Genomic DNA, 24,672 nt, shown 5'->3' on the forward strand with positions numbered 1-24,672 from the left:
AATTTTATATATAAAGAGACGCTGATGCGTCTCTTTTGTTTTGAGTATATAACTATTTTTCAGTATTTTTAGAGGTCTATATATACTTTTTTCACAGAAGATGAGCTTGCAAGATAAAGCATAGCCTGATAATACATATCAAACTCCATTATATCTCCAATGTTTATATCCTTTATAGAATCTGTAATATCAACTATAAGATGGTCGCTACTGCTACCTTCTATTGTAACACCTTCATCTTTAGGAATTAAACTATCGTGATGACCTATATCCTTTTTACCGATAGCTAGTAGAGCTCTTTTTCTCATTCCCCTATCCTGATACTGGGGTCTATTTCCAAAGGCATCTATAAATATCTCTCCTATAGGATATGAAGGCTTTTCCTTTATTTCAATAACCTGAGCCTTTAGGGTAAAATTAGTATTTTCAAATCCCTTCATTTCATATCCCCACACATCTTTAAGATCCCTTGAAAGAAGTATCCCCTCTCCTACTCTAAGGTGATTTATACCTTTTGGCATCTCATTATCCATTATAAGAGGAAGGGATGATGTAGCTCCTCCTGATATTACTTCAAGCTTTCTATCAATAAGTACTTCAATTTCTTTTGAAATTTCTACAAGCTCAGTTAGATTGACCTTTGAAGGCCTTATAGAACCATAGCATCCAAGGTTAGTTCCTACTCCATATAGATGAAGTCCAGCCATATTTTTTTCTACTTCTAAAGCTGTCTTTAATATCTCTTCTTTACTAAAAAAACCTTCTCTCAAATCTCCAAGGTCCATCATAAGAATCACCTTATGTATTTTATTTTGTTTTATTGATTCTTTATTAAGAGCTAAAAGTGTATCCATCTCTGAGTTAAGGCTTATATCTGCATATCTAACTACTTCCTCAATCTCACAAAGCATAGGAAGTCTTAGAAGAAGCATCTGAGCAGTTACGCCCTCTTCCTTCATCTTAGCGATTTTTTCTATTCTAGAATCTCCTATTGATTTGCAGCCTGCCTTAGTTAATGTATTTGCAACTTTGGATGAGGAATCACTTCCTTTTACAACTGCACATATCTCTATGGAGTTTTCTTCGCACATATGCATAACTTTTTTTCCATTGTGAAATATTTTTTTCAAGTCCACTTCAAGCATTGGATAATCTGTGTTTTTCATTATTTTGCCACCCCTTAGTATAGTCTTTTTTTCTACTATATCATTTTTGGGTATTTACTTCTTTAAATTTTTTGGTAAAATTCTATTCATAGTACATTTTTGCAGTATTACTTTTTATCTTTATTATAAGGAGTGATACGAATGAAAAAAAACCACGATCTACTTCCTCTTATGGATGCCATAAAGGAGTACGATGAGAAAGACGTCATCCCATTTGACGTACCTGGCCACAAGCATGGCAAGGGAACCAAGGAGTTGGTGGACTTCTTCGGTGAAAGAGTCATGCGGATTGACGTAAATTCAATGAAATGCCTAGACAATATAGGTAATCCCGTAAGTGTAATCAAAGAAGCTCAAGACCTTCTTGCAGATGCTTATGGTGCAGACCATGCTTTTTTCCTTACAAATGGAACTTCGTCTGGAGTTCAGGCTATGATAATGAGCGCTTGTCAGGCTGGAGATAAGGTGATTCTCCCAAGAAATGCCCATAAGTCAGCTATTAATGCCCTTATATTAGGAGGGATAACTCCTGTATACGTGCAGCCTGAAATGGATGAAAATCTAGGAATAGCAATGGGAGTAACACTAGATAAAATCAGAGAAGCTATAGCTATAAACCCTGAGGCAAAGGCTGTTTTTTTAATAAACCCTACTTATTACGGGGCAAGTTCTAACCTTAAGGCTATAGTAGAGCTTTGTCATAAAAACGATATGGCAGTCCTTGTGGATGAGGCACATGGAGCACACCTTCATTTTCATGAAGAGCTTCCTATGTCTGCTATGGAAGCTGGAGCAGATATGTCTGCTGTGAGCCTTCATAAAACAGGCGGTTCACTTACCCAAAGCTCAGGCCTGCTTCTTAAAGAAGGAATAATAGATAAAAACAGAGTAAAGACTATCATCAACCTAACTACAAGCACTAGCGCATCATACCTGCTTATGGCAAGCCTTGATGGAGCTAGAAAAATCCTTGCAACAAGAGGAAGAGAAATCCTCTGTGAAAAGCTGGAGCTTGTAAGATGGGCTAGAAAAGAAATTAATGCTATAGATGGAATGTATGCATTTTCCACAGAGCTTGTAGATAAAGAAGGTGTCTTTTCCTTTGATGAAACTAAGCTTGGAATTAACGTATCAAAACTTGGACTTACAGGTTTTCAAGCTTATGACATCCTAAGAGATGAATATAATATACAAATGGAACTAGGAGATATATACAACGTACTTGGAATTGTGAGCCTTGGAGATTCTAAAGATGCTATAGAAGCACTTGTAGATGCCCTTAAAGACATAAGCCTGAAATATAAAAAAGAAGAGTTTAAGTGTGATTTACTAGCTCTTGAAAATCCAGAAGTTGTAATAATCCCAAGAGATGCGTTTTATATGGAAAAGAAAATACTCCCTCTTACTGACTCTGTAGGAGAAATCAGCGGAGAATATATAATGGCTTACCCTCCTGGAATACCAATACTTAGTCCAGGGGAAAGAATAACAAAGAGTATAATCGACTATATAGAAGTCCTTAAAACTCAAAAGAGTGTCCTTACAGACAATCATGACCCATCGGGAGAATATATTAAAGTATTAAAGCACAATAATGTAAGATCTATTGCTATATAAACAAAAGCTATAAAGAGAAATCTCTTTATAGCTTTTTTGTTGTGAATAAACTAATACTTTGCTAAAAAATTCCAAAGATTTATCATATCTATGGACAGAATTTTTGCTTAAAACATCTTGAATTATAATTTTTCTAATTTTGTCTCCAGTTTTGAAAATTCATATCTTCCTAGTTCCCTTAATTAAATATATTTTTATGTTTTTATAATCTCGCTTAAATCCTTCTATTCTAACTCTTCTTCTCATCTCTTTCTAAACCTAGATTTGACAACCTATACACCATTTTGAAGTTTTTGTTTTTGCTATAAAAAAATATTAAAAATATTTTATTTTATGTGTTGACAGAAGAACAAAAATGTTGTATCTTTGTTTAGTATTGATAAATAAAAAGTTTACCAATAAGAAACCACAGTAGGGGTAAACCTCAGGTTTCTTCATAGGAAACCCATATTAATTAATAAATATGTTTATCTGAAGGAAACCACCAGTCCTCAGATTCATAACATAAAACAGATTAACGTAAGTGTTATGCTGCAAATATCTGTACTATAAACTAATAATTCTTATATAGAAAAGGAGTGATACGCGTGAAAATTGAACAACTAGGAAGACACATACTTGTTGAATTTTATAACTGTGATAAAGAGGTGTTAAAGGATCATTCATTAATAGAGAAGCTTATGAACGAAGCAGCTATAAAATCAAAGGCTACTATTGTTCAAAGTGCATTCCATACATTTAACCCATGGGGAGTAAGTGGAGCTGTAATAATACAGGAATCTCACCTTACTATACACACATGGCCAGAATTCGGATATGCAGCGGTTGATCTCTTTACTTGTGGCGACACTGTTAATCCATGGATTGGTTTTGAATACCTTAGCGAAACTTTAAAAGCAGAAAAGTGGGAAACTAGCGAAGTGCCTAGAGGACCAGTTGATAAAATAAAAACATTTGCAAAAGAAGATCTTGGAGATATCCATTTCAAGCCTCAAACAGACGATGAAATAGCATCATAAGGAGGTATAGTCATGGAACTTTGGTACACAGAAGAGCAAACAGATAATGTAAGACTTTCTATCAAGGTAAAAGAGCATCTATATACTGGAAAAAGTGATTTTCAAGATGTAGACGTATTTGAAAGTGAAGAGTTTGGAAAATTCCTTACCCTTGATGGACTTATGATGGTTACTGAAAAAGATGAGTTTATATATCATGATATGATTACTCATGTGGCTATGGCTACAAATCCAAATGTAAAAAATGTTCTTGTAATAGGTGGAGGAGACGGCGGCACTGTAAGAGAGCTGACTAGATACCCTTTCATAGAAAAAATAGATATGGTTGAAATAGACAAGCTTGTTGTAGATGTCTCTATTGAATACCTTCCTATTACTTCTTCAAAGCTTTCAGATCCAAGAGTTAATCTCTACTTTGAAGATGGAATAGAGTTTGTAAAAAATGCAAAGCACAAGTATGACCTTATTCTTGTGGACTCAACAGACCCAATAGGACCTGGAGAGGGACTTTTTACAAATGAGTTTTATACAAACTGCTACAACATACTTTCAGAAGATGGAATACTTGTAAATCAAAGCGAAAGCCCTTACTATGACCAGTTCTCCCATGAAATGAAGAGAGCTCATAGCAAGATTAAAAATATATTTCCTATATCAAAAGTATATCAGTTCCATATGCCTACATATCCTTCTGGGCACTGGCTGTTTGGCTTTGCGTCAAAGAAGCTTGACCCTATAAAGGATGCAGATTTTGAAAAGTGGACATCACTTGGAATCAAAACGAAATACTACAACCCTCAGATACACGTAGGATCATTTTCCCTTCCTACTTATGTACAGGAGATGCTTGATAATGAATAAAAATATATTTAACTTCATCGGTTTTGACAATGAATTTGAAGAGTCTCAAATTGTTCTATTTGGGGCTCCTTTTGACGGAACTACTTCTTTTAGACCTGGAACAAGATTTGCACCAAACATAATGAGAAATGACTCTTTCGGACTTGAAACCTATAGTCCATATCTTGATAAGGATATGGAGGACTATAAGATGTTTGATATGGGAGATCTTGACTTTCCATTTGGAAATCCTGAAAAAGTCATAGATATGATTGAAGAGGCTGCAGATGAGATTGTAAGCTCTTCTAAGATTCCATTTATGATTGGCGGAGAGCATCTTGTAACCCTGGGCTCTGTAAAAAGCGTATATAAGAAATATCCTGACCTTCATATCATTCATCTTGATGCTCATGCGGATCTTAGGGAAGACTATATGGGCCAAAAGCTTTCCCATGCCACTGTTCTTAGAAGATGTCATGATTTTCTTGGCGACGGCAAAATCTACCAGTTTGGAATAAGATCTGGAACTAAAGAAGAGTTTCACTGGGCAAAGGACCATGTTTCTATGAATCCATTTAATCTAGATGGATTAAATGAAATTGTAGAAAAGCTTAAGGACAAGCCTGTATATATCACTATAGATCTTGATGTACTTGACCCTTCTGCATTTCCTGGTACAGGAACTATAGAGCCTGGCGGGATTAGCTTTAAGGATTTAATAGAAGCATTTAAGTTATTTAATAACCTAAACAACATAGTAGGAATGGATGCTGTCGAGCTTTCTCCTCATTATGACCAAAGCGGTATGTCTACTGCAGTGGCATGTAAGGTTATTAGAGAAATGGCACTTATTGCTGTAAAATAAGCAATTACTCTATTAATTCAAGGTTGATCAGTCAAGCGTAAATCCCTTGTTTAAAATATGTTAATTAAAAAATCCTAGACTGAATTCATCTCCATAAGGTTGATGCTTCATAGTCTAGGATTTGTATTATCTTAAATTTGTTCTTATAGGATCTATGATATACTTTTATATTTTTTTATTAATATTTTAGAGATTAAATTTTTAGTTATAATATCCAATCTGGCTTTTCCATTTTGCTTTCATTTTTTCCAATTGATTTTGCTGGAAACCCTTCAAGTATTTCATTTTCTCCAAATTCACTTCTTTGCTTTACAAGGCTTCCTGATTTTACTAAAGTATTTTTTCCAAGTTTGCTATAATCACATATTATGGACCCTGCCTCTATGACAGTATTTTCACCAACTACAGTCCCATGTACTATACATGATGGACCTATGCTTACATTATCTTCAATAATAAGCTGATTGTCAGGAAGAAGGTGAAGTACAGTATTTTCAAGTATATTTACGTTTTTTCCTATTCTTACAGGACCATGAGAGTCTCCTATTATCTTTACTCCAGAGCCTATCTTTGAGTTTTCTCCTACAATCACATCTCCTGTTAGCTCAGCACTTTGATGTATGAAAGCAGAATCTGCAATAGATGGATACTTATCTTTAAATCTATGTAATGTTCCCATATTTACTTCCCCCTCTTTTTCAAATATATTCTCCTTAAATTCCTTTAAAGATATGTCGTTTCCCCTCATCCTCTTTATCATGTTTTTATCATCTTCAGTGAGTTTTCTAATCACCTTTGCTGGTCTTCCAACTACCACAGATTCATCAGGAATGACAGTGCCTTTTGGTATTATAGTTCCCTCTCCAAATATACACATATTTCCTATCTTAGAGCCAGGAAGCATAGTTACACCATTTCCTATCTCACAGAGGTTTCCTATTTCAGCCCCTATTATTACGCATTTATGGCCAAATACGGTTTTGCTCCCCACTTTTACAGGATTATCCTTTGTACCTATTATCACGCTATTTTCTAGCACCATAGATGAATTTCCAATAGATATAGAATCATCCTTTGACCTTAGCACTGCCCCTTGTGATATATATACATTCTCCCCACATCTTATCTTTCCAATGATTACCGAAGACTCTGCAAATTTTATATTATCCATACGATTCCCCCACTTTTATAGAGCTTTGTCCAAATTTATCCTTACTTTAACATATTAATTAGACTAAAAGCCCCGAAAACTATATTCAGGGCTTTTTATTGTGAATAAAGCAAGATTCCCATACCAAATTAGCAATCTTTGATTACTCAAATGGGTGGCTCTTATTTATGATGCTTTTCTCTACATAATATATTTTATTTTTCAAGTAGCTTTAGGAACTCTTCCATATATCTTGGAAGGTCTCCTGGTTTTCTGCTTGATACGAGATTTCCATCAACTACTACCTCTTCGTCACTCCAGTTTGCTCCTGCATGCTTCAAATCATCTTTTATTGCAGGTGTACTAGTGACATTCTTGCCTTTTACAATATCAGCAGATACAAGCACCCACCCTGCGTGACAAATCTGTCCTATAGGCTTTTTCTGGTCGTTCATTTTTCTAACTAAATTCAAAACTTCATCTGACCTTCTAATTCTATCTGGTGCCCATCCTCCAGGAATCAGAAGTCCTACATAATCATCTGGATTCATTTCTTCAAAAGATATATCGCTTTTTGCTGGAACTCCATACTTTCCAATATATTCCTTATCTTTTTCTGTTCCTGCTATATCAAGGCTGTACCCTGCTTCTTGAACTCTTAGAGCTGGATACCAAAATTCTAGATCTTCAAATTCCTTTTCTACAAGTATTAGTATTTTTCCCTTTTCCACGGTATCACCTCATCATCATTAATATAACTAAATAACATAAAGAAAAAAATCTACCTAAAGCTTCTATATGTTAAAAATTACCACATTTTTAGTGATACCCAATTAGGAAAAAAATAATCTTAGGTCAAAAATATAGGAGGTACTTTGCATGGCGTTACCTCAATCTTTTCCCATACCTTTTCAACTACATAAGGCTCTATTTCAAGCCATTTATCAAGCTCTTCCCTTGACTCAAACTGCACTATCATAACAGACCCTGCCATATTTCCTTCTTCATTAAGTATAGCCGCTGCATAAAGGTCATTTCCCTTTTCTTTCATCTCCTGAACAAGTACCATATGTTTTTCCCTAGCTGCAAGTCTTCTCTCAAGTGCCTTTTCATCCTTGGCATCATAACCTGTAACAATAAACTGCATCATATAAAAACCCTCCTCTAAATTATATATTTATTTTCAAAACAAGATTCCCAAGCTCCATAACTTAGCTATACGGCTAGTAAAATATTTTATTTATTTTTAGAATCCTGCTCCTCGTAATATTTCTTTAAATCATTATGTGCTTTTTCTAAACGTAGTGCAAGACCCTCTTCATAAATATCACTATATAAAAAATTTGAAGTATCTATTGACTCTGTTTCCCTATTTGGAGACCCATCTTCCATTCGAGGCTTTTCTAAAATAAAATCAATGGCGTAAAATGGCACATCTTCACTATCTAAAGTCTCTTTTAGAATCAAAAGTAGTTCACTTGCTTTTTCATATGATATTTCATCATCTTGCGCATAAAAAATAATATGCCCATATTTTTCTCCAAGTACCTTTATATCATATTCCTTATCAAGCTCTAGCTCCCTTATATCGAGTCCATAATTTGGCTCATCAAAGCGATTAGTCCTATATTTTTCATCTATATATTCTAGTTTCCCATAATCAATATCACTTTTCAGTGGAAATTCTTCTGAAGAAAAAATCTCACCTACCATTTCATTGTATTTTTTGTCAATTCTTCTATAAGTATTCCATCCAGATAATACACTTTCATATGAGTCGTAGTTAATTTCTCCAGTCATTAAAATTCTAAAATCAAAGTAACTGTCTTGGCTAGAAGGTGATTTTACCCTTGCATAGTAATCTCCATCTTTAAAATTATATACAATCTCTTCTATAAAAAAATCTGTATCACTATAATTATTAGCCATATATTCATCTGCTGCCTGTTCTGCAATTGATTTTGAAATAGGATTTCCATAAATGCCATTTAGAATTAATAATATTATGCTCAGAAGTATAACTATTATTAAAGAAACTATAATCTTGAATTTACTTATTTTTATCATTTTTATTTCCTCTCAATAACCTATTTTTTACTTTTAGGTTTAATGTTCATATATCATCTTCCTGGTCATACCTCCATCTATGACTAGATTGGTTCCATTTACAAAATTGTTTTCTGGATTTGTAAGGTATATACATGCTCTTGCTATATCTTCAGGTTTTCCAACTCTTTTGGAAAGATGCTGGTCATGATCAATCTCTCTAAGGTCTTCATAATTTTCTGTTTCAATCCATCCAGGACTTATGGCATTAACATTAATATTGTATTTTGATAAAGAAGCTGCAAGGGCGTGAGTTAGAGCAAGTATTCCACCTTTAGTTGCTGCATATGCCTCGGAGTCGCTTTCTGACATGATTGCCCTAGTCGACGCTATATTCACGATTGAGCCACCACTTTTCATAAGCTTTGCCCCTTCTTTTGAGCAAATAAATACTGATCTTAGATTTGTATTTATGATTTCATCCCACTCAGACACTTCAAGTTCAAAAATTGGTTTTTTTCTAGATAATCCAGCGTTATTTATTATTATATCTAGTGTGCCGTAAGTATCTTTTATATTTTCCATTAAACTTTTTATATCTTCTTCTTTTGATACGTCTGTATTTACAAATATACCATTTGATATATTTTTTATTTCTTCTAAGGTTTTTAGGCCTTTCTCTTCATTAATTTCAGCTACAACTACATCATACCCTTCTTTTGCATATCCTATGGCAACTGCTTTTCCTATTCCTTGACCGCTTCCAGTCACAAGGACCACCTTATTTTGGTTTTCCATAAATATCTCCTTCCTAAGCATATCTCTCTGGGAGAGTAGTCGTAAAAAATTCTATAAATTCTTCCTCAGTTTTTATATAAGTTGGAGGAAAAACTAGAACTAATCCCATATTTTTTATATTTACTTTTAATTCTAATATACTATTTCAAAAACGCAAGCTACATTAATGTCACTATAACTCTCTACAAAAAAGCATAGCCTAATGATTATGCCTTCTAATTCCGTGTCCGGATTAAAAGGTATCGTCATACGGCTATGCTTTTTATAACTTCCTAACTAATTTTTATATTACCTATTTTTTATTATCCTTTCATCTTCATAAGAAGCTCTCCGGTTTTTACCTGCTGGTTTTCCTTTACTAGGATAGATTCTATTATAGACTCTTCTTTAGCTACTATGTTTGTCTCCATCTTCATAGCTTCTATTATCATAAGACTTTGGCCAGCTTCAACTTTATCCCCCTCTTTTACTAAGACTTTTAGGACTGTTCCCGGGATGCTAGCCCCTATTTCCTTTTCGTTTTCTGGGTCTGCCATTTTAGTGAAGACTACATTGTTTTCCTTGCCGCTATCCTTATCGTGAATTTTTATCTCTCTTCTGTTTCCATTTACTTCAAATGCAAGAGCTCTGTTTCCTTCCCCATCTAGCTTTCCTATCTCAAGAAGCTTTATGATTATCGTTTTTCCTTCTGCGATTTCAACTTCGCAGGTTTCTCCTTCTGAAAGTCCATGGAAGAATATATCGCTCCCCATCCTGCTAAGGTCTCCATACTCTCCTATATACTTTAGATAATCTTCAAATACCTTTGGATAAAGTGCATAGCTTAGAGCATCCTTCATAGTAGGCTCTATAGAATACTTTTCCTTAAGATAAGAAATTATTTTGCCAAAGTCTTCATCCTCCAAAAGAAGTCCTGGTCTTACGTCTATAGGTTTTTCTCCCTTTAACACAAGCTCCTGAATATCCTCTGGAAATCCTCCCATAGGTTGTCCCATCATACCTTTAAAGTATGTGACAACTGAGTCTGGATATGTCAGATCTTTCCCTTTAGCCACTATAGTTTCTGGGGTTAGGTCATTTTGCACCATAAATATTGCAAAGTCTCCCACCATCTTGGATGAAGGTGTAACCTTTACTATATCTCCCACCATGTCGTTTACGGATTTGTACATCTCCTTTACTTCTTTGAATCTATGACCAAGTCCAAAGCTCTCAACCTGAGGCTTAAGGTTAGAATACTGCCCTCCTGGTATCTCGTACTTATAGACTTCAGTGGTTCCTGATTTAAGGTCAGATTCAAATTTTCCATAAACAGGTCTTACTGCTTCCCAGTATTTTGATATTTCTTCTATCTTCTCTAAATCTATCTTAGTATCTCTTGAAGTGTTCTCAAGTGCTGCTACAACTGAGTTGAGTGCTGGCTGACTTGTAAGTCCAGACATACTGTTAAATGCTGTATCAGCTATATCAACTCCTGCTTCTGCTGCCATCAGAACTGTAGCAACTCCATTTCCGCTGGTATCGTGGGTATGAAGATGGATTGGAATTGATATCTCATTTTTTAATGCTTTAATTAGTTTTTCAGCTGCATAGGGCTTTAGTAGTGCCGACATATCTTTAATAGCAAGAATGTGGGCTCCGGCTTTTTCAAGTTCTTTTGCCATATCTACATAATACTTTAAGGTATATTTATCTCTTTTTTCATCTAGTATATCACCAGTGTAGCATATGGTCCCTTCTGCAATTTTGCCCTGCTGCACTACTTCATCTATGGCAAGTCTCATCCCGTCTAGAGAGTTAAGAGAGTCAAATATTCTAAATACATCTATTCCTGATATTGAAGCCTGTTTAATAAATTCCTTTACTACGTTGTCTGGATAGTTTTTGTATCCGACTGCATTACTTCCCCTTAGCAGCATCTGAAGCAGCACGTTTGGAACTCTTTTTCTTATCTTTTCTAGTCTTTCCCAAGGAGATTCATTTAAGAATCTGTAGGCTACGTCAAATGTAGCTCCACCCCACATCTCAAGGGAAAATAGGTCTTCTCCAAGTACTGACACAGCCTTTGATATTCTTATCATATCTCTTGTTCTCACTCTAGTTGCCATAAGAGACTGATGAGCATCTCTCATTGTAGTATCTGTAAGAAGAAGCTTGTCTTGAGACTTTATCCATTTTATTAGTCCCTCTGGTCCCTGCTCATCAAGAATCTGCTTTGTACCTCTTTGGAATGGTGGTCTATCTAGCTTTGGAATTACAGGAACGTCAAAGTCTTTTTTGATTCCCTTAGTTTCATTGACCACCTTTTCTCCTAAAAATCTCAGTACTTTAAGCTCTTTGTCAGTTTTTGGAGATATATCAAACAGTGATGGATTGTCTGCTATAAAATGAGTGTCACAAATACCATTTTTAAATTCTTCTCTATTTAATACATTAATTAAAAATCCTGTGTTTGTTTTTACTCCTGATATAGATAGCTCCTTTATTGACCTTATGGATTTTCTAATAGCATCCTCAAAGGTTCTTGAGTGAGATGTAACCTTTACTAAAAGGCTGTCATAATAAGGGCTTATAACAGAGCCTGTAAATCCGTTTCCTCCATCTAGTCTTATACCAAATCCAGAGCCTGTTCTATATATATCTATTCTTCCTGTATCTGGTGCAAACTGGTTTGACGGATCTTCTGTAGTCACTCTGCACTGTATTGCATACCCTCTAGGCTTTATATCTTCTTGGGATTTTATTCCGATTTCATCAGAGCTAAGAGGATATCCTTGGGCTATGAGTATCTGACTTTGTACTATATCGTATCCAGTGACCATCTCAGTTACAGTATGCTCTACCTGTATTCTTGGGTTCATCTCTATAAAATAGTGATTTCCCTCTTTGTCAACGAGAAACTCAACAGTCCCTGCGTTCATATAGTCTACTGCCTTTGCAATCTTTATTGCATCTTCACATATCGCTTTTCTTTGGCTTTCTGATATAGATATTGCAGGGGTGAACTCTATAAGCTTTTGATGTCTTCTTTGAATTGAGCAGTCTCTTTCAAACAAGTGAACTATATTGCCATGTGCATCTCCAAGTATCTGAACTTCAATATGCTTTGGCTTTTCTAGATATTTTTCTATGAAAACATCTTCTATTCCAAAGGCTTTTTTCGCTTCACTCTTAGCGCTTCTAAAGGACTCTACAAGCTCATCCTCACTTCTTACTATCCTCATGCCCCTGCCTCCACCTCCAGCAGATGCCTTTAGCATAATAGGATATCCAAAGCGATTTGCAAATTCCACTACCTCTTCATCGCTTTCTATTGGTTTTTCTACTCCCGGTATCGTTGGAACGTTGGCTTTTTTTGAAACTATCTTAGATGTTATCTTATCTCCTAGGCTATCTATCATCTTAGAATTTGGCCCAATAAATACTATCCCTGCTTCCTGACATTTTCTTGCAAACTCAGAGTTTTCAGCAAGAAATCCATATCCTGGATGAATAGCATCTACCCCTTTTTTTAGGGCAAGTCCTATTATCTCATCTATGCTAAGGTATGCATCTATAGGTCCTTTGTTTTTTCCTATCAAATATGATTCGTCTGCTTTTGTCCTAAAAAGGGATGTCTTATCTTCATTTGAATATATGGCTACCGATCTGATTCCAAGTTCCTTACACGCTCTAAATATTCTAATTGCAATCTCTCCTCTGTTTGCAACAAGAATTCTTTTAAACTTTTTCATAAAGCTCATTCTCCTTTTTAATAGTTTCAAAAGCTTAAACTTATTCTAGGTAAAACTTTTCTATAAGTTCCTTGATTATATCTTGAGCTAATTTTGGACTTGCCTTGCCCTTTGTCTTTTTCATAAGTGATCCAACTATTGATTGAAGAGCTTTTTCCCTTCCTGAAAGATAAGATTTTACAGCCTCTTCCTCTTCTTTGATTACACTGTGCCCTATTTCTTCAAGAAGGTCTTTATCTGTTATCTGTCTTAGGTCATCTTTTTCTATGATCTCATCTGGAGAAAGGTTTGATTTGAACATTTTTTCTATCACTTTTTTTGCCATGGACTGGCTTATAATGTCTTCATCAATTCGCTTTGCTAGTATAGCTAGGTTTTTTGGAGAAAAAGGTATGGTTTCATCCTCTTCTTTTCCAAGAAGTTTAAATATGTCTGTCATTATAAGGTTTGCAATTAGCTTAGGATTTTTATAGGCTTTTACTGCCTCTTCAAAGTAGTTTGCTATCTCTTTTTCTGAAACTATTTGATCTGCTTCATAGCTAGTTAGGTTATATTCCTTCATATATAAAAGCTTTCTTTCATCTGGAAGGGCTGGCAGGCTTTTTCCTATATCGTGAATCATTTTTTCGCTTATTAGTATTGGCGGAAGGTCTGGGTCTGGAAAATATCTATAGTCATGGGCATCCTCTTTTGTTCTCATGCTAAAGGATTTTCCCTTGCCTTCATCCCATCTTCTAGTTTCTTGAACCACCTTTTCTCCTGATTCAATAACCTCTACCTGTCTTTTAAACTCACTTTCTATTGCCTTTACTATAAAGGAAAAGGAGTTTAGGTTTTTCATCTCTGTCCTAGTGCCAAGCTCCTCTTTCCCTTTTTCCCTTACTGAAAGATTGACGTCGCATCTAAATGACCCTTCATTCATTTTGCAGTCAGATATTTCGCTGTATTTTAAAACTGACCTTAGCTTTGAAAGATATTCTTTTGCTTCTTGGGCAGATCTGATGTCTGGCTCTGATACTATTTCAATCAGAGGCACTCCAGCTCTGTTATAGTCTATCAAAGAGCCTCCACTTTCCGTATGGATTAGTTTTCCTGCGTCTTCTTCTATGTGTATCCTATTAATCCTGATTTTTTTAGAGCCTGTTTCAGTTTCAATCTCTATAAACCCTTCTTCACATAGTGGCAGGTCATATTGAGATACCTGATATGCCTTGGCTAAGTCTGGGTAAAAGTAGTTTTTTCTGTCCTGCTTAGAGTACCTTGTAATCTTGCAGTTTGTGGCTATTCCTGCCGCCACAGCATAGTCCACCACTTTTTTATTAAGTACAGGAAGACTTCCAGGAAGCCCCATACAAACAGGGCAAGTCTGAGCGTTTTCTAGTGCTCCAAATTCTGTGGAGCATGAGCAAAATATCTTTGTCTTTGTGGCAAGCTCGACATGAACTTCAAGGCCGATGACCATCTCGTAGGTTTTTCCCATTATATTAGCCTTCCTTTCTTAATGATTTTCTCTTTATATTCCTGCTCGTAGGAATATGCCGCCCTTAATATCTTGTCTTCTCCAAAGGCCTTTCCTATAAGCTGCATCCCAATTGGAAGGGAGTTTGAGTCAAATCCACAGTTCATGGAAAGTGCTGGAAGACCTGCTATATTAACTGGCACTGTGTATATATCTCCCATATAAGCCTCTGTTGGGTCTGATTTTTTTTCTCCGATTTTATAGGCTGTAGTTGGTGCCACAGGAGAAAGTATCACATCATATGTCTTAAATATCTTATCGTATGAATCCTTTATAAGCCTTCTTATTTGAAGGGCTTTTTTATAGTATGCATCATAGTATCCTGAGCTAAGGGCATATGTTCCAAGGAGTATTCTTCTTTTTACTTCTTTTCCAAATCCCTCACTTCTTGATTTTTTATAAAGTTCTTCAAGGGTGCTATATTCATCTGTCCTATAACCATACTGGACAGAGTCAAATCTAGCTAGATTGGATGAGGCTTCTGCCGAGGATATAATATAGTATGCTGGAAGTGCATTTTTTATATTTTCTATTTCAACTTCCTCCACTATAGCTCCCATTTTTTCATAGTTCTTGGCAGCCTTTAGTATTGCCTCCTTTACCTCGTCGTTTATTCCTTCTTCGAAAAATGCTCTTGGAAGTCCTATTTTAAGACCTTTTATATCTTTTTTCATCTCACTTAAATAATCAGGTTTTTCAAACTTGAATGAGGTTGCATCCTTGCTATCATATCCTGATATCACATCAAGTCCTATAGCTACATCCTCTACAGTCCTTCCCATAGGCCCTATTTGGTCTAGGGATGATGCAAATGCTATCAGTCCATTTCTTGATACTGTGCCGTAAGTTGGTTTGATGCCCACCACTCCGCAAAAGCTTGCAGGTTGCCTTATAGAGCCTCCTGTATCTGACCCTAGAGAAAGTATAGCTTGGTGAGCTGCAACTGATGATGCAGAACCTCCTGAGCTTCCTCCTGGAACTCTAGTAAGGTCATGGGGGTTTTTAGTTTTTTGAAAATATGAGTTTTCAGTGGAGCCTCCCATAGCAAATTCATCCAGGTTTAGCTTTCCTAGTAAAAGAGCTCCTTCATCTTTTAATCTTTTTACTACAGTGGCATCAAATGGAGACATATATTCATCCATCATCTTAGATGCACAGGTTGTTGGCATATCAATTGTACACATATTGTCTTTAATCCCCACAGGAATCCCTCCAAGAATCCCTGTATCTTCTCCTTTTAACCTTTTTTTATCTATCTCCCTTGCCTCTTTAACTATATTTTCATTTAAATAAAGATATGACCCTATTTTTTTATCTGTTTTTTCTATTTGCTCTTTATATGCTACTGCTATATCTTCGCTTGATATTTCTTTTTTATCCATAGAGTCTTTAAGCTCTTTTATGGACATATCTAAAATCTGATCTAATTTTTCCATTTTTCACCTCTACGTGCTTTATTTATAAGAAAGTAGTATAATTTGTTTTTGCTATAATCTATTTTCAATCTAATCGTAATTTTTAGTTATTTGGATTTATAGTGGTTTATTGTATATTTTATAAATTACCTATATTATCTTTGGTACATAAAAGCACCCTTTTTCCTTTGTCTTTGCATTTTTTAGAAGCTCTTCTCTGTCAAAGCTTTCCTGTACTTCATCCTCTCTAAGGACGTTGTTTACAGGAAGTATGTGCATCATAGGCTCTACATTTTCAGTATCCACTGAAAGGAGTGCATCTGCAAAATCTATGATGTTTGAAAGGTCAGCTCCAAGCTCCTTCTTTTCTTTTTCGCTAAGCTCTATCATTGCAAGGTCTGCTATTTTTTCTATTTTTCCAGTGCTTATTTTTTCTTCCCCTGCTTTTTTCGACTCTTCTGACTTTTCCATAAACAGTGAAAGCTCTTTAATCTGATCCTCGCTAACGCCTGAAGGAGTCCTTAGCATTGCACATGAGCCGTCTTTCATCTTTGGAAAAGCTATTACCTCTCTTATAGATGATGAACCAGTAAGAAGCATCACCAGTCTATCAACTCCAAATGCAAATCCTCCATGAGGTGGCGTTCCGTATTCAAATGCATCTAGCATAAATCCAAATCTATCTCTCATTTCCTCATCGCTAAATCCAAGAAGAGAAAACATCTTACCTTGTACCTCTTTTTGGTGTATCCTTATACTTCCACTTCCAAGCTCCACACCATTTAGTACTATGTCATAGGATTTTGCCCTTACTTTTTCAGGTGCAGACTCCATTAGCCTTAAATCTTCATCCTTTGGCATTGTAAATGGATGGTGCATAGCTACATATCTCTTTTCTTCTTCAGACCACTCAAGTAGAGGGAAATCTGTAACTACAAGGTACTCAAATTTATTTTTATCCCTAAGACCCATCATATCTCCTATATCCAGTCTTAGGCTTCCTAAGATCTTGTTTACATTAGCCTCTGTATCAGCGCAGAATATGATTAAATCTTCAGCTTTACCTTTTAGAGTTTTAATTATTTCATCCATTTCATCTTTTTTGAAAAACTTGGTAAGAACTGATTTAAGCTCACCATCTTTTCCTATTGCTATCCAGGCCATTCCCTTACCGCCGTAAGAAACTGCTTTTTCTGTAAGCTCTTCTATTTGGGTTCTAGTAAAGCAATCTCCACCTTTTACATTGATTGCCTTTACAATTCCCCCTTTTTTTACAACATTTGCAAAAACCTCAAAGCTACATGTCCTTGCTATCTCTGTAATATTTACCATCTTCATGTCAAATCTAGTATCTGGTTTATCTGAGCCATAAAAATCCATAGCCTCTGCATAGGTCATCCTTTTAAAGGGAACTGGAATTTCCTTTTTCAAAATTTCCTTTGAAAGTTTACTAAAAAGTCCTTCAAGTTCAGCTATTACATCCTCTTCATCCACAAATGATAGCTCCATATCAAGCTGTGTAAATTCTGGCTGTCTATCAGCTCTAAGATCTTCATCTCTAAAACACTTTGCAACTTGGAAATACCTATCTATTCCCCCTACCATAAGTAGCTGCTTGTAAATTTGAGGCGATTGAGGAAGTGCATAAAATGACCCTTTTTTCATTCTGCTTGGAACGAGAAAATCTCTGGCTCCCTCTGGTGTACTTTTAGTAAGTATTGGAGTCTCTACCTCAAGAAAATCTTTTTCAATAAGATGATTTCTCACAGATTGTATTAGATTTTGTCTAAGCCTTAGGTTTTCAAGCATCATAGGTCTTCTAATATCCAGATATCTGTAAGTCAGTCTGGTTTCTTCTCTTACCGGCTTATCCTCTATGGCAAAAGGTGTTGTTTTTGCTTTAGAAAGTATCCTAAGCTCCCTTGCCCTTATATCTATTTTTCCTGTTTCTATATTTGGGTTTACTGTGTCTTCATCCCTTAGCTCCAGTATTCCTTTTACTGCTATTACAAACTCATTTCTTATTCCTTCAGCTTTTTTAAAATCTATAGGGCTTACATCTTCTGCATCTATTACGATTTGTATTATCCCTTTTTTATCTCTAAGGTCTAGAAATATTACTCCACCTAGATCTCTTCTTCTTTGGACCCAACCCATTACTACTACTTCTTCACCTACTTTATCTTCTCTAAGCTCTCCGCAGTATGATGTTCTTTTTAAACCCTTTATAGTCTCCATAGCTTCCTCCTTAATTTCATAAGCATTATCTTATTTTTATTTGTATTTGTTTATATTCATAACGTATATATTTTTTAAGCTCTATATTTTAAAAAAGCATCTAGTGTATTTATGGCAATAAAAAAACCCCCATCCCTTAGTATTAAAAGGGACGAAGGTATATCTCCGCGTTGCCACCCAAATTGGTTCTAAAAAAGAACCCTCTTCGTTTTCGATACGGGCAATATGCCTATATCTATTGGATGTAACGGTCCAATCCCGGCTAAGTCTACTCCCATAAGGTTTCGGTTAGCAACTCAGAGATGTTCTTCAATCAAAAATCCGTACCGGTCTCTCACCAACGCCGGTTCTCTGTAACTACCATTTCGATTTACTCTTCTCTTCACAGTCTTTAATTATATTGAGATTTATTATATGGGAAGTTTTCATATAAGTCAATTTATAAAATTTTATTTTTTTATATAGATTCTTCTCCAAGGTATGCTGATTTTACCCTTTCGTCATGTAAAAGAGCCTTTCCTTCTCCTTCTAGAACTATGTTTCCAGTTTCTAGAACGTAGCCGTAGTCAGCTATTTCAAGGGCAGCTTTCGCATTTTGCTCTATTAAAAGTATCGTAACTCCCTCTGAGTGAATATCTTTTATTATATTGAATATATCTTTTACTATAAGAGGTGCTAGTCCTAGTGAAGGCTCGTCCATCATTAAAAGCTTAGGTCTTGACATAAGGGCTCTCCCAATTGCAAGCATTTGCTGCTCTCCACCTGACATAGTTCCGCCTTTTTGTTCTTTTCTCTCTTTTAGTCTTGGAAAAATCTCATATATGCTATTAATATCCTTTTGTATCTCTTTATCTTTTCTTGAGTATGCTCCTAGTAACAAATTTTCATAAACCGTAAGGTTAGAAAAAACTCTTCTCCCTTCAGGTACCAATGTAAAACCTTCTTTTACAATATCCTTCGTCTTCATTGAAGAGAGTTTTTTTCCTGAAAAATCTATATTTCCATTATACTTAGTCATATTCATTATAGCTTTAAGGGTAGTGCTTTTTCCTGCTCCATTTGCTCCAATAAGACTGACTATAGAATTTTCTTTAACCTTAAGGTTAATACCTTTAAGAGCATGGATTCCAGAATAATATACATTTAAATCCTTTATATCGAGCATCTAATCCACCCCCAGATATGCTTCTATTACTGCTTTATTTCCCTGAACTTCTTTTGGGAGGCCCTTTGCAATTTCTTTTCCATAATCAAGTACCCATATTTTTTCGCAAATCCCCATTACTAGCTGCATATGATGCTCAATCATCAAAACCGAAATCTTATGCTTTCTTTTTAGTTCCTCTATAAAACTTATAAACTGCATAGTTTCTGATTGATTCATCCCTGCTGCTGGTTCATCTAAAAGCAGTAGTTTTGGTCTTGTAGCAAGTGCTCTAGCTATTTCTAGCTTCCTTTGCTTTCCATATGGAAGGGATGATGCCTTGTCTTTTATATTATCTAAAAGGTCTACCTCTTCTAGTAGAGAGATAGCCCTTTCATGCATTTCCTTCTCCTCATTTTTGTAAGATGAAAAACCAAGGATAGCAGATGGAAGGCTTGATTTAATCCTAAGATGCTCAGCTATTTGAATATTTTCAAGTACCGTCAAATCTTTGAATAACCTTATATTCTGAAATGTCCTTGCTATACCAAACTTTGTTATTTCATTAGGTTTTTTTCCACTTATATCATTTTCTTCAAAATATACTTTTCCAGATGTGGGCTTATAGACCCCTGTAATCACATTAAAGGCTGTGGTCTTTCCTGCACCATTTGGCCCTATAAGACCAACAACCTGATTTTCTTCAACCTCTATATTAAGTTTTGAAAGTGCTGTAAGTCCTCCAAACTGTATAGTTACGTCCTTTGTTTTAAGCATTTTTTTTCACATCCTTTTGCTGAGCTCTATGATGTATTTTTCTTGCCTTTACTGATTTTCCAAACTCTTTTAAAGAATCTATTGATAGTTCCTTTTTCCCCATAAGCCCTTCGCTATAAAAAATTACTACTATCATAAGTATCAAAGAAAATACTACCATCCTAAGACCAGGAATTCCCTCTATGATATATCCCCCTATCTTTACACTCTCATCTAAAAATCTAAGTGCTTCCATCATGACAGTAACTATTACGGCAGATATTACACTTCCTGAAATACTTCCCATACCACCTATTACAACTATAAGTAAAATATTGAATGTAAGGGTAAATCTAAAAAGAGCAGGGTCTATTGTTCCTATAAGATTCCCTAATAAGGCTCCTCCAAGACCTGCAAAAGCAGAGCCAATTACAAATGTCAAAAGCTTTGTTTTGAATAAATCAACTCCCATAGCTTCTGCCGCTACTTCATCTTCCCTAATTGCTTTTACAGCTCGTCCAAATGAGCTTTGTGAAAATGAAAACATAAATATAATTACAATTACAGCACTTCCCCAAGACCACCATATATTTGTAAAAATAGGAATCATTTTAAGACCCAATGCTCCATTTGTAACAGAATAAGTATTAGTAAAAACAACTCTGATAATCTCACTAAAACCAAGAGTTGCAATTGCAAGATAATCATCTCTAAGTCTAAGTGCTGGAATTCCTATCAAAAGAGCTATAAGACCAGACACAATCATAGCAATCACTAATGCAACCACAAAAGGAGCATTAGCTTCAACTAGAAATCCATTCATTGGCTTCATAAAAAAATTTACCACTTTTACATTCTCAGGCATTGTCAATATCGCTGATGTATAGGCTCCTATTGCCATAAACCCTGCATGTCCCAAAGAAAAAAGTCCTGTAAAGCCATTTATAAGATTAAGACCAAGTGCTAATATAATATAAATTCCACAAAGGTTAATTATTCTAACTGCATATGAATCCATTGTCTTTTGTAAGTAAAATAAAGACAAAAATAATAGCCCAATAAAAAATACTCTATACAACATATCTTGTCTGTTTTTCATAGTCTACACCTTCTCTGATACGTTTTCTCCAAGCAATCCCTGAGGTTTTACTAAGAGTATAAGAATTAAAAGAACAAAAGCAAAAGCATCTCTATATCCAGTCATAGATGGCAAAAATGCTACTATTAGTATTTCTCCAATCCCAAGCATAAACCCGCCAAGCACTGCTCCTTTAATGTTTCCAATTCCTCCTATTACAGCTGCTATAAAGCATTTTAGACCTGGTATTACACCCATAAAAGGAGATATTTGAGGATATTTAAGCCCCCACATAATTCCACCTATTGCTGCAAGTGCAGAGCCTATACCAAATGTAAGCATTATAATAAAATCCACATCTATAGCCATCAGCCTCGAAGCCTCATAATCTCTTGATACAGCCCTCATAGCCATACCTGTTTTAGTATGATTAATAAAATTAAGAAGTACTAAAAGGAAAAAAATAGTCATCACAGGAATAAAAAAAGTTACTGATGTAATGGATATCCCTGAAAAATTATATATCCTTGAAAAAAATTCTGGAACTGGATATGCTTTTGGTCTTCCTCCAAACACAACTGTTGCTAGATTTTGAAGAAAAAAAGAAACTCCTATTGCAGATATTAGTATTGATATTTTTGATGAATTTCTAAGTGGTCTATATGCAGTCTTCTCTATAGAAATACCAAGAAAAACAGTTATTACTATTGATAAAACAACAGCTACTGGCCAAGGTATTGCAAACACCGCAACTCCATAAAAAACTGAATATATGGATATCATAAATATATCACCATGGGCAAAATTTATTAATCTCAGTATTCCATATACCATAGTGTATCCAATTGCTATAAGTGCATATAATGATCCAAGTGATATTCCATTTGATAGATGCTGAAAAAAACTTTCAACAGACATCCCTGTGATACTTAAAAAAAAGCTTTGTAACATTTCCATAATTCACCGCCTGCTAAAATATATATATTTTATAAAGCCTCTGCAGTTGCAGAGGCTTTGATACTTAATCGTGCTTTACTGTAGTCTTATATACAAAATTTCTATTATCAACAGTTTTTATAATTACATCCTTGATTGCATCTCCATTTTCATCAAGAGTAATACTTCCTGTAGCTCCCTGAAAATTATTTGTTTTTGCTATCTCATCTTTAATCTTATCAGTATCATTTGGATCTCCTGCTCTTTCTATAGCCTCTCTTATAACAAGGTATGCATCAAATCCTAGTGCTGCAACGGCGCTTGGCTCTCTATTAAATTTTTCTCTATATTTTTCAATAAATTCTTTAGATAAATCATTAAGAGGTACTTCTGTTGCAAAGAATGTTGTAAGCATAGCTCCTTCTACAGCATCTTGTCCCACTTCTATAAATTCTGGAGTTTCCCAAGTATCGCCACCTAAGAAGGGAACATCTATTCCCAGTTCTTTAGCCTGTTTCATTATAAGAGCTGATTCTGTAAAGTTACCCGGAGCAAATATAACATCTGGATTTTTTGCTTTTATATTTGTAAGCTGAGCAGTAAAATCTTGGTCTCCTGTATTATAGTTTGCAACCTCAACTATAGAGCCATCATCAGATGTAAGACCTTTGAACTCATTTGAGAAAAACTGAGCTAGTCCTACAGAGTAGTCATTATTTACCTCTTGAATTATAGCTACTTTTTTTGCACCTAGCTCTTCATATGCTAGCTGTGCAAGAACCTTACCCTGAAATGTGTCTATAAAGCAAACTCTAAAATAATAGTCATTATCCAGAGTAACAAGAGGATTTGTTGCAGATGGTGCTACGGCAGGTATACCAGCATTTTTTAGAGTTTCTCCAGCAGCCATAGAAAATCCAGAACCCCATGAACCTATTACTGCAGTTACCTTATCTCTCTCTACTAATCTTGCTACTGCATTACCAGCTTCCACTCTATCTGACTTGTTATCTACAATAACAAGCTCAATTTTTTTTCCTAAAACCTCTGGAAACATTTCGTTAGCAAGCTTCGTACCTTCAAGCTCCATTTCTCCTCCAGCAGCATTTGCTCCTGTAAGAGGCTGAAATACACCTATTTTTATAACATCACTTTCGCTTGTATCTTGTGCATCACTTACCTGAGATTCCTCGACTTTTTGCACACACCCAGCCATAGAAATCATTAGAGCTAAAACTAAAACAAAAACCCTATACATTTTTTTCATGTCTTTTTCCTCCTTATAGTCGTTCTTCCAGAAACATATGTATGTCATTGGTGAACGTTAAAAATCTGTTCTTATATTATCACCATTAATCTTCTGTTACAATGTATATTGATAAATTTTTATATAAAATTATATATTGCTGTATTATAGTTATATCAACGTATACAGGAATTCCTTTTCTTTTAGAAATAGTGTTTATATAAAGGACATATTAATTTTTTATATTATAATTGTTAGTTTTATATCAAAGAAATCTCCAGCTCCTAGAAAATATATCTTCTAAGAGATGGAGATTTTTCACCAATCTATTTTATTTGATTTTTCAAGTATTTATTTTTCAGATCTTCATAGATTTCTTAATCTATTTTTTTTTCCATTCTAAGAGTTCTCGGAGTATATCCTTTTTTTTCATAAAGAGATATTGCAGACTTGCTAAAAAGGTGTACTGCAAGCTCTACTCTGTCTACACCAATAGTTTTTCCATAGCCTTCGACATATTCAAGAAGCTTAGATGCTACTCCATTTTTTCTATATTGTTTATCTACAGCAATATCATGGATATAAATATATTTTCTTTTTTGCATCATTGGGACATTTACTCTAATGATTTCCACAAAAGCGTATCCAGCGACGTTATTATTTGATTTGGCTACAAATATTCTATTTTCAGTGTTTGCTTTAAAAAACTTAGATAAAAAATTTTCTGTATAAAGCACATCGCTTTCTTTGTATACATGGGGAAGATTTTCTATAAATTCGTTGTGAATACTCTTTTTTATATCTATTATGGATCTTATTTCTTCTTTATTTATAGACTCGATTACTATATCTCTCAATTATATCTTCTCCTCTGTAAAAGTTTTTTATAGTATTATAAATTAGATATACCCCAATTTTATAGAATATTCTAAAATTAATTTATCTATTTAGTTATTAATTTTTAATACATACAAAAAAGCCACAGCAAAAGCTGAGGCTTTAATTAATTCGCTGCGTCCTACTCTCCCAGGACCCTGCGGTCCAAGTACCATTGGCGATGAAGAGCTTAACTTCTGTGTTCGGAATGGGAACAGGTGTATCCTCT

The 24,672-nt window shown here is 35.0% G+C and carries 20 protein-coding genes, 1 rRNA gene and 1 other annotated feature; of the genes, 4 read left to right on the forward strand and 17 right to left on the reverse strand.

Annotated elements, in window-relative coordinates:
* Positions 1-68: 68 nt before the first annotated feature.
* The gene (locus J2Z35_RS06260; RefSeq protein WP_209660525.1) at positions 69-1,166 is read right to left on the reverse strand and encodes an alanine racemase; all 1,098 of its coding nucleotides are present in this window, start codon (positions 1,164-1,166) and stop codon (positions 69-71) included.
* A gap of 141 nt (positions 1,167-1,307) precedes the next feature.
* Here J2Z35_RS06260 and J2Z35_RS06265 point away from each other — a divergent pair, with 141 nt between their 5' ends.
* The 4 genes from J2Z35_RS06265 (at position 1,308) to speB (ending at position 5,507) form a co-directional block, all read left to right on the forward strand.
* On the forward strand, positions 1,308-2,783 hold the full coding sequence (locus J2Z35_RS06265) for an aminotransferase class I/II-fold pyridoxal phosphate-dependent enzyme (protein WP_209660526.1): 1,476 nt from the start codon (positions 1,308-1,310) through the stop codon (positions 2,781-2,783).
* A gap of 587 nt (positions 2,784-3,370) precedes the next feature.
* Positions 3,371-3,802 carry an adenosylmethionine decarboxylase gene (gene speD / locus J2Z35_RS06270; protein ID WP_209660527.1) on the forward strand — a complete coding sequence of 144 codons (432 nt, stop codon included), beginning with the start codon at positions 3,371-3,373 and terminating at the stop codon, positions 3,800-3,802.
* A 12-nt stretch (positions 3,803-3,814) separates the two neighbouring features.
* Positions 3,815-4,663: a polyamine aminopropyltransferase gene (gene speE / locus J2Z35_RS06275; protein ID WP_209660528.1), complete on the forward strand. Its 849-nt coding sequence runs from the start codon at positions 3,815-3,817 to the stop codon at positions 4,661-4,663.
* Positions 4,656-5,507, forward strand: a complete 852-nt coding sequence (gene speB, locus J2Z35_RS06280; RefSeq protein WP_209660529.1) for an agmatinase — start codon at positions 4,656-4,658, stop codon at positions 5,505-5,507. The genes speE and speB overlap by 8 nt, the downstream gene beginning before the upstream one ends.
* A gap of 205 nt (positions 5,508-5,712) precedes the next feature.
* Here speB and J2Z35_RS06285 read toward each other — a convergent pair whose 3' ends face one another.
* The 16 genes from J2Z35_RS06285 to rrf all read right to left on the reverse strand — a co-directional run.
* Positions 5,713-6,678 carry a DapH/DapD/GlmU-related protein gene (locus J2Z35_RS06285; protein ID WP_209660530.1) on the reverse strand — a complete coding sequence of 322 codons (966 nt, stop codon included), beginning with the start codon at positions 6,676-6,678 and terminating at the stop codon, positions 5,713-5,715.
* 194 nt (positions 6,679-6,872) lie between these two features.
* Positions 6,873-7,388 carry a type 1 glutamine amidotransferase domain-containing protein gene (locus J2Z35_RS06290; RefSeq protein ID WP_209660531.1) on the reverse strand — a complete coding sequence of 172 codons (516 nt, stop codon included), beginning with the start codon at positions 7,386-7,388 and terminating at the stop codon, positions 6,873-6,875.
* Positions 7,389-7,507: 119 nt separating this feature from the next.
* Positions 7,508-7,807 (reverse strand): YciI family protein, encoded by a 300-nt coding sequence (locus J2Z35_RS06295; RefSeq protein WP_245330785.1) that lies wholly within the window; start codon positions 7,805-7,807, stop codon positions 7,508-7,510.
* Between the two features lie 86 nt (positions 7,808-7,893).
* Positions 7,894-8,724 carry a YfjL-like protein gene (locus J2Z35_RS06300; RefSeq protein ID WP_209660532.1) on the reverse strand — a complete coding sequence of 277 codons (831 nt, stop codon included), beginning with the start codon at positions 8,722-8,724 and terminating at the stop codon, positions 7,894-7,896.
* A 39-nt stretch (positions 8,725-8,763) separates the two neighbouring features.
* Entirely contained in the window at positions 8,764-9,501 is a 738-nt protein-coding gene (locus J2Z35_RS06305) for an SDR family oxidoreductase (protein WP_209660533.1), read from the reverse strand.
* A 302-nt stretch (positions 9,502-9,803) separates the two neighbouring features.
* Positions 9,804-13,235, reverse strand: coding sequence for a pyruvate carboxylase (locus tag J2Z35_RS06310; RefSeq protein WP_209660534.1), 3,432 nt, complete (start codon positions 13,233-13,235; stop codon positions 9,804-9,806).
* A gap of 40 nt (positions 13,236-13,275) precedes the next feature.
* Positions 13,276-14,715 (reverse strand): Asp-tRNA(Asn)/Glu-tRNA(Gln) amidotransferase subunit GatB, encoded by a 1,440-nt coding sequence (gene gatB / locus J2Z35_RS06315; protein ID WP_245330786.1) that lies wholly within the window; start codon positions 14,713-14,715, stop codon positions 13,276-13,278.
* The gene (gene gatA, locus J2Z35_RS06320; RefSeq protein WP_209660535.1) at positions 14,715-16,190 is read right to left on the reverse strand and encodes an Asp-tRNA(Asn)/Glu-tRNA(Gln) amidotransferase subunit GatA; all 1,476 of its coding nucleotides are present in this window, start codon (positions 16,188-16,190) and stop codon (positions 14,715-14,717) included. The genes gatB and gatA overlap by 1 nt, the downstream gene beginning before the upstream one ends.
* 129 nt (positions 16,191-16,319) lie before the next feature.
* Complete coding sequence (gene aspS, locus J2Z35_RS06325; protein ID WP_209660536.1) at positions 16,320-18,407, reverse strand: aspartate--tRNA ligase; 2,088 nt, start codon at positions 18,405-18,407, stop codon at positions 16,320-16,322.
* A gap of 144 nt (positions 18,408-18,551) precedes the next feature.
* Positions 18,552-18,802 (reverse strand) — a binding site (T-box leader).
* 62 nt (positions 18,803-18,864) lie between these two features.
* Positions 18,865-19,572, reverse strand: coding sequence for an ABC transporter ATP-binding protein (locus J2Z35_RS06330; protein WP_209660537.1), 708 nt, complete (start codon positions 19,570-19,572; stop codon positions 18,865-18,867).
* Positions 19,573-20,328, reverse strand: coding sequence for an ABC transporter ATP-binding protein (locus tag J2Z35_RS06335; protein WP_209660538.1), 756 nt, complete (start codon positions 20,326-20,328; stop codon positions 19,573-19,575). It lies immediately after the preceding gene.
* Positions 20,321-21,406 carry a branched-chain amino acid ABC transporter permease gene (locus J2Z35_RS06340; RefSeq protein ID WP_209660539.1) on the reverse strand — a complete coding sequence of 362 codons (1,086 nt, stop codon included), beginning with the start codon at positions 21,404-21,406 and terminating at the stop codon, positions 20,321-20,323. The genes J2Z35_RS06335 and J2Z35_RS06340 overlap by 8 nt, the downstream gene beginning before the upstream one ends.
* A gap of 3 nt (positions 21,407-21,409) precedes the next feature.
* Positions 21,410-22,342 carry a branched-chain amino acid ABC transporter permease gene (locus J2Z35_RS06345; protein ID WP_330623401.1) on the reverse strand — a complete coding sequence of 311 codons (933 nt, stop codon included), beginning with the start codon at positions 22,340-22,342 and terminating at the stop codon, positions 21,410-21,412.
* Positions 22,343-22,406: 64 nt separating this feature from the next.
* Entirely contained in the window at positions 22,407-23,588 is a 1,182-nt protein-coding gene (locus tag J2Z35_RS06350) for an ABC transporter substrate-binding protein (RefSeq protein ID WP_209660540.1), read from the reverse strand.
* Positions 23,589-23,944: 356 nt separating this feature from the next.
* Complete coding sequence (locus tag J2Z35_RS06355) at positions 23,945-24,424, reverse strand: GNAT family N-acetyltransferase (RefSeq protein WP_209660541.1); 480 nt, start codon at positions 24,422-24,424, stop codon at positions 23,945-23,947.
* Between the two features lie 148 nt (positions 24,425-24,572).
* A 5S ribosomal RNA gene (gene rrf / locus J2Z35_RS06360) occupies positions 24,573-24,672 on the reverse strand; the annotation flags it as partial.

It is taken from the genome of Acetoanaerobium pronyense (assembly GCF_017874355.1).
Lineage (GTDB): Bacteria > Bacillota > Clostridia > Peptostreptococcales > Filifactoraceae > Acetoanaerobium > Acetoanaerobium pronyense.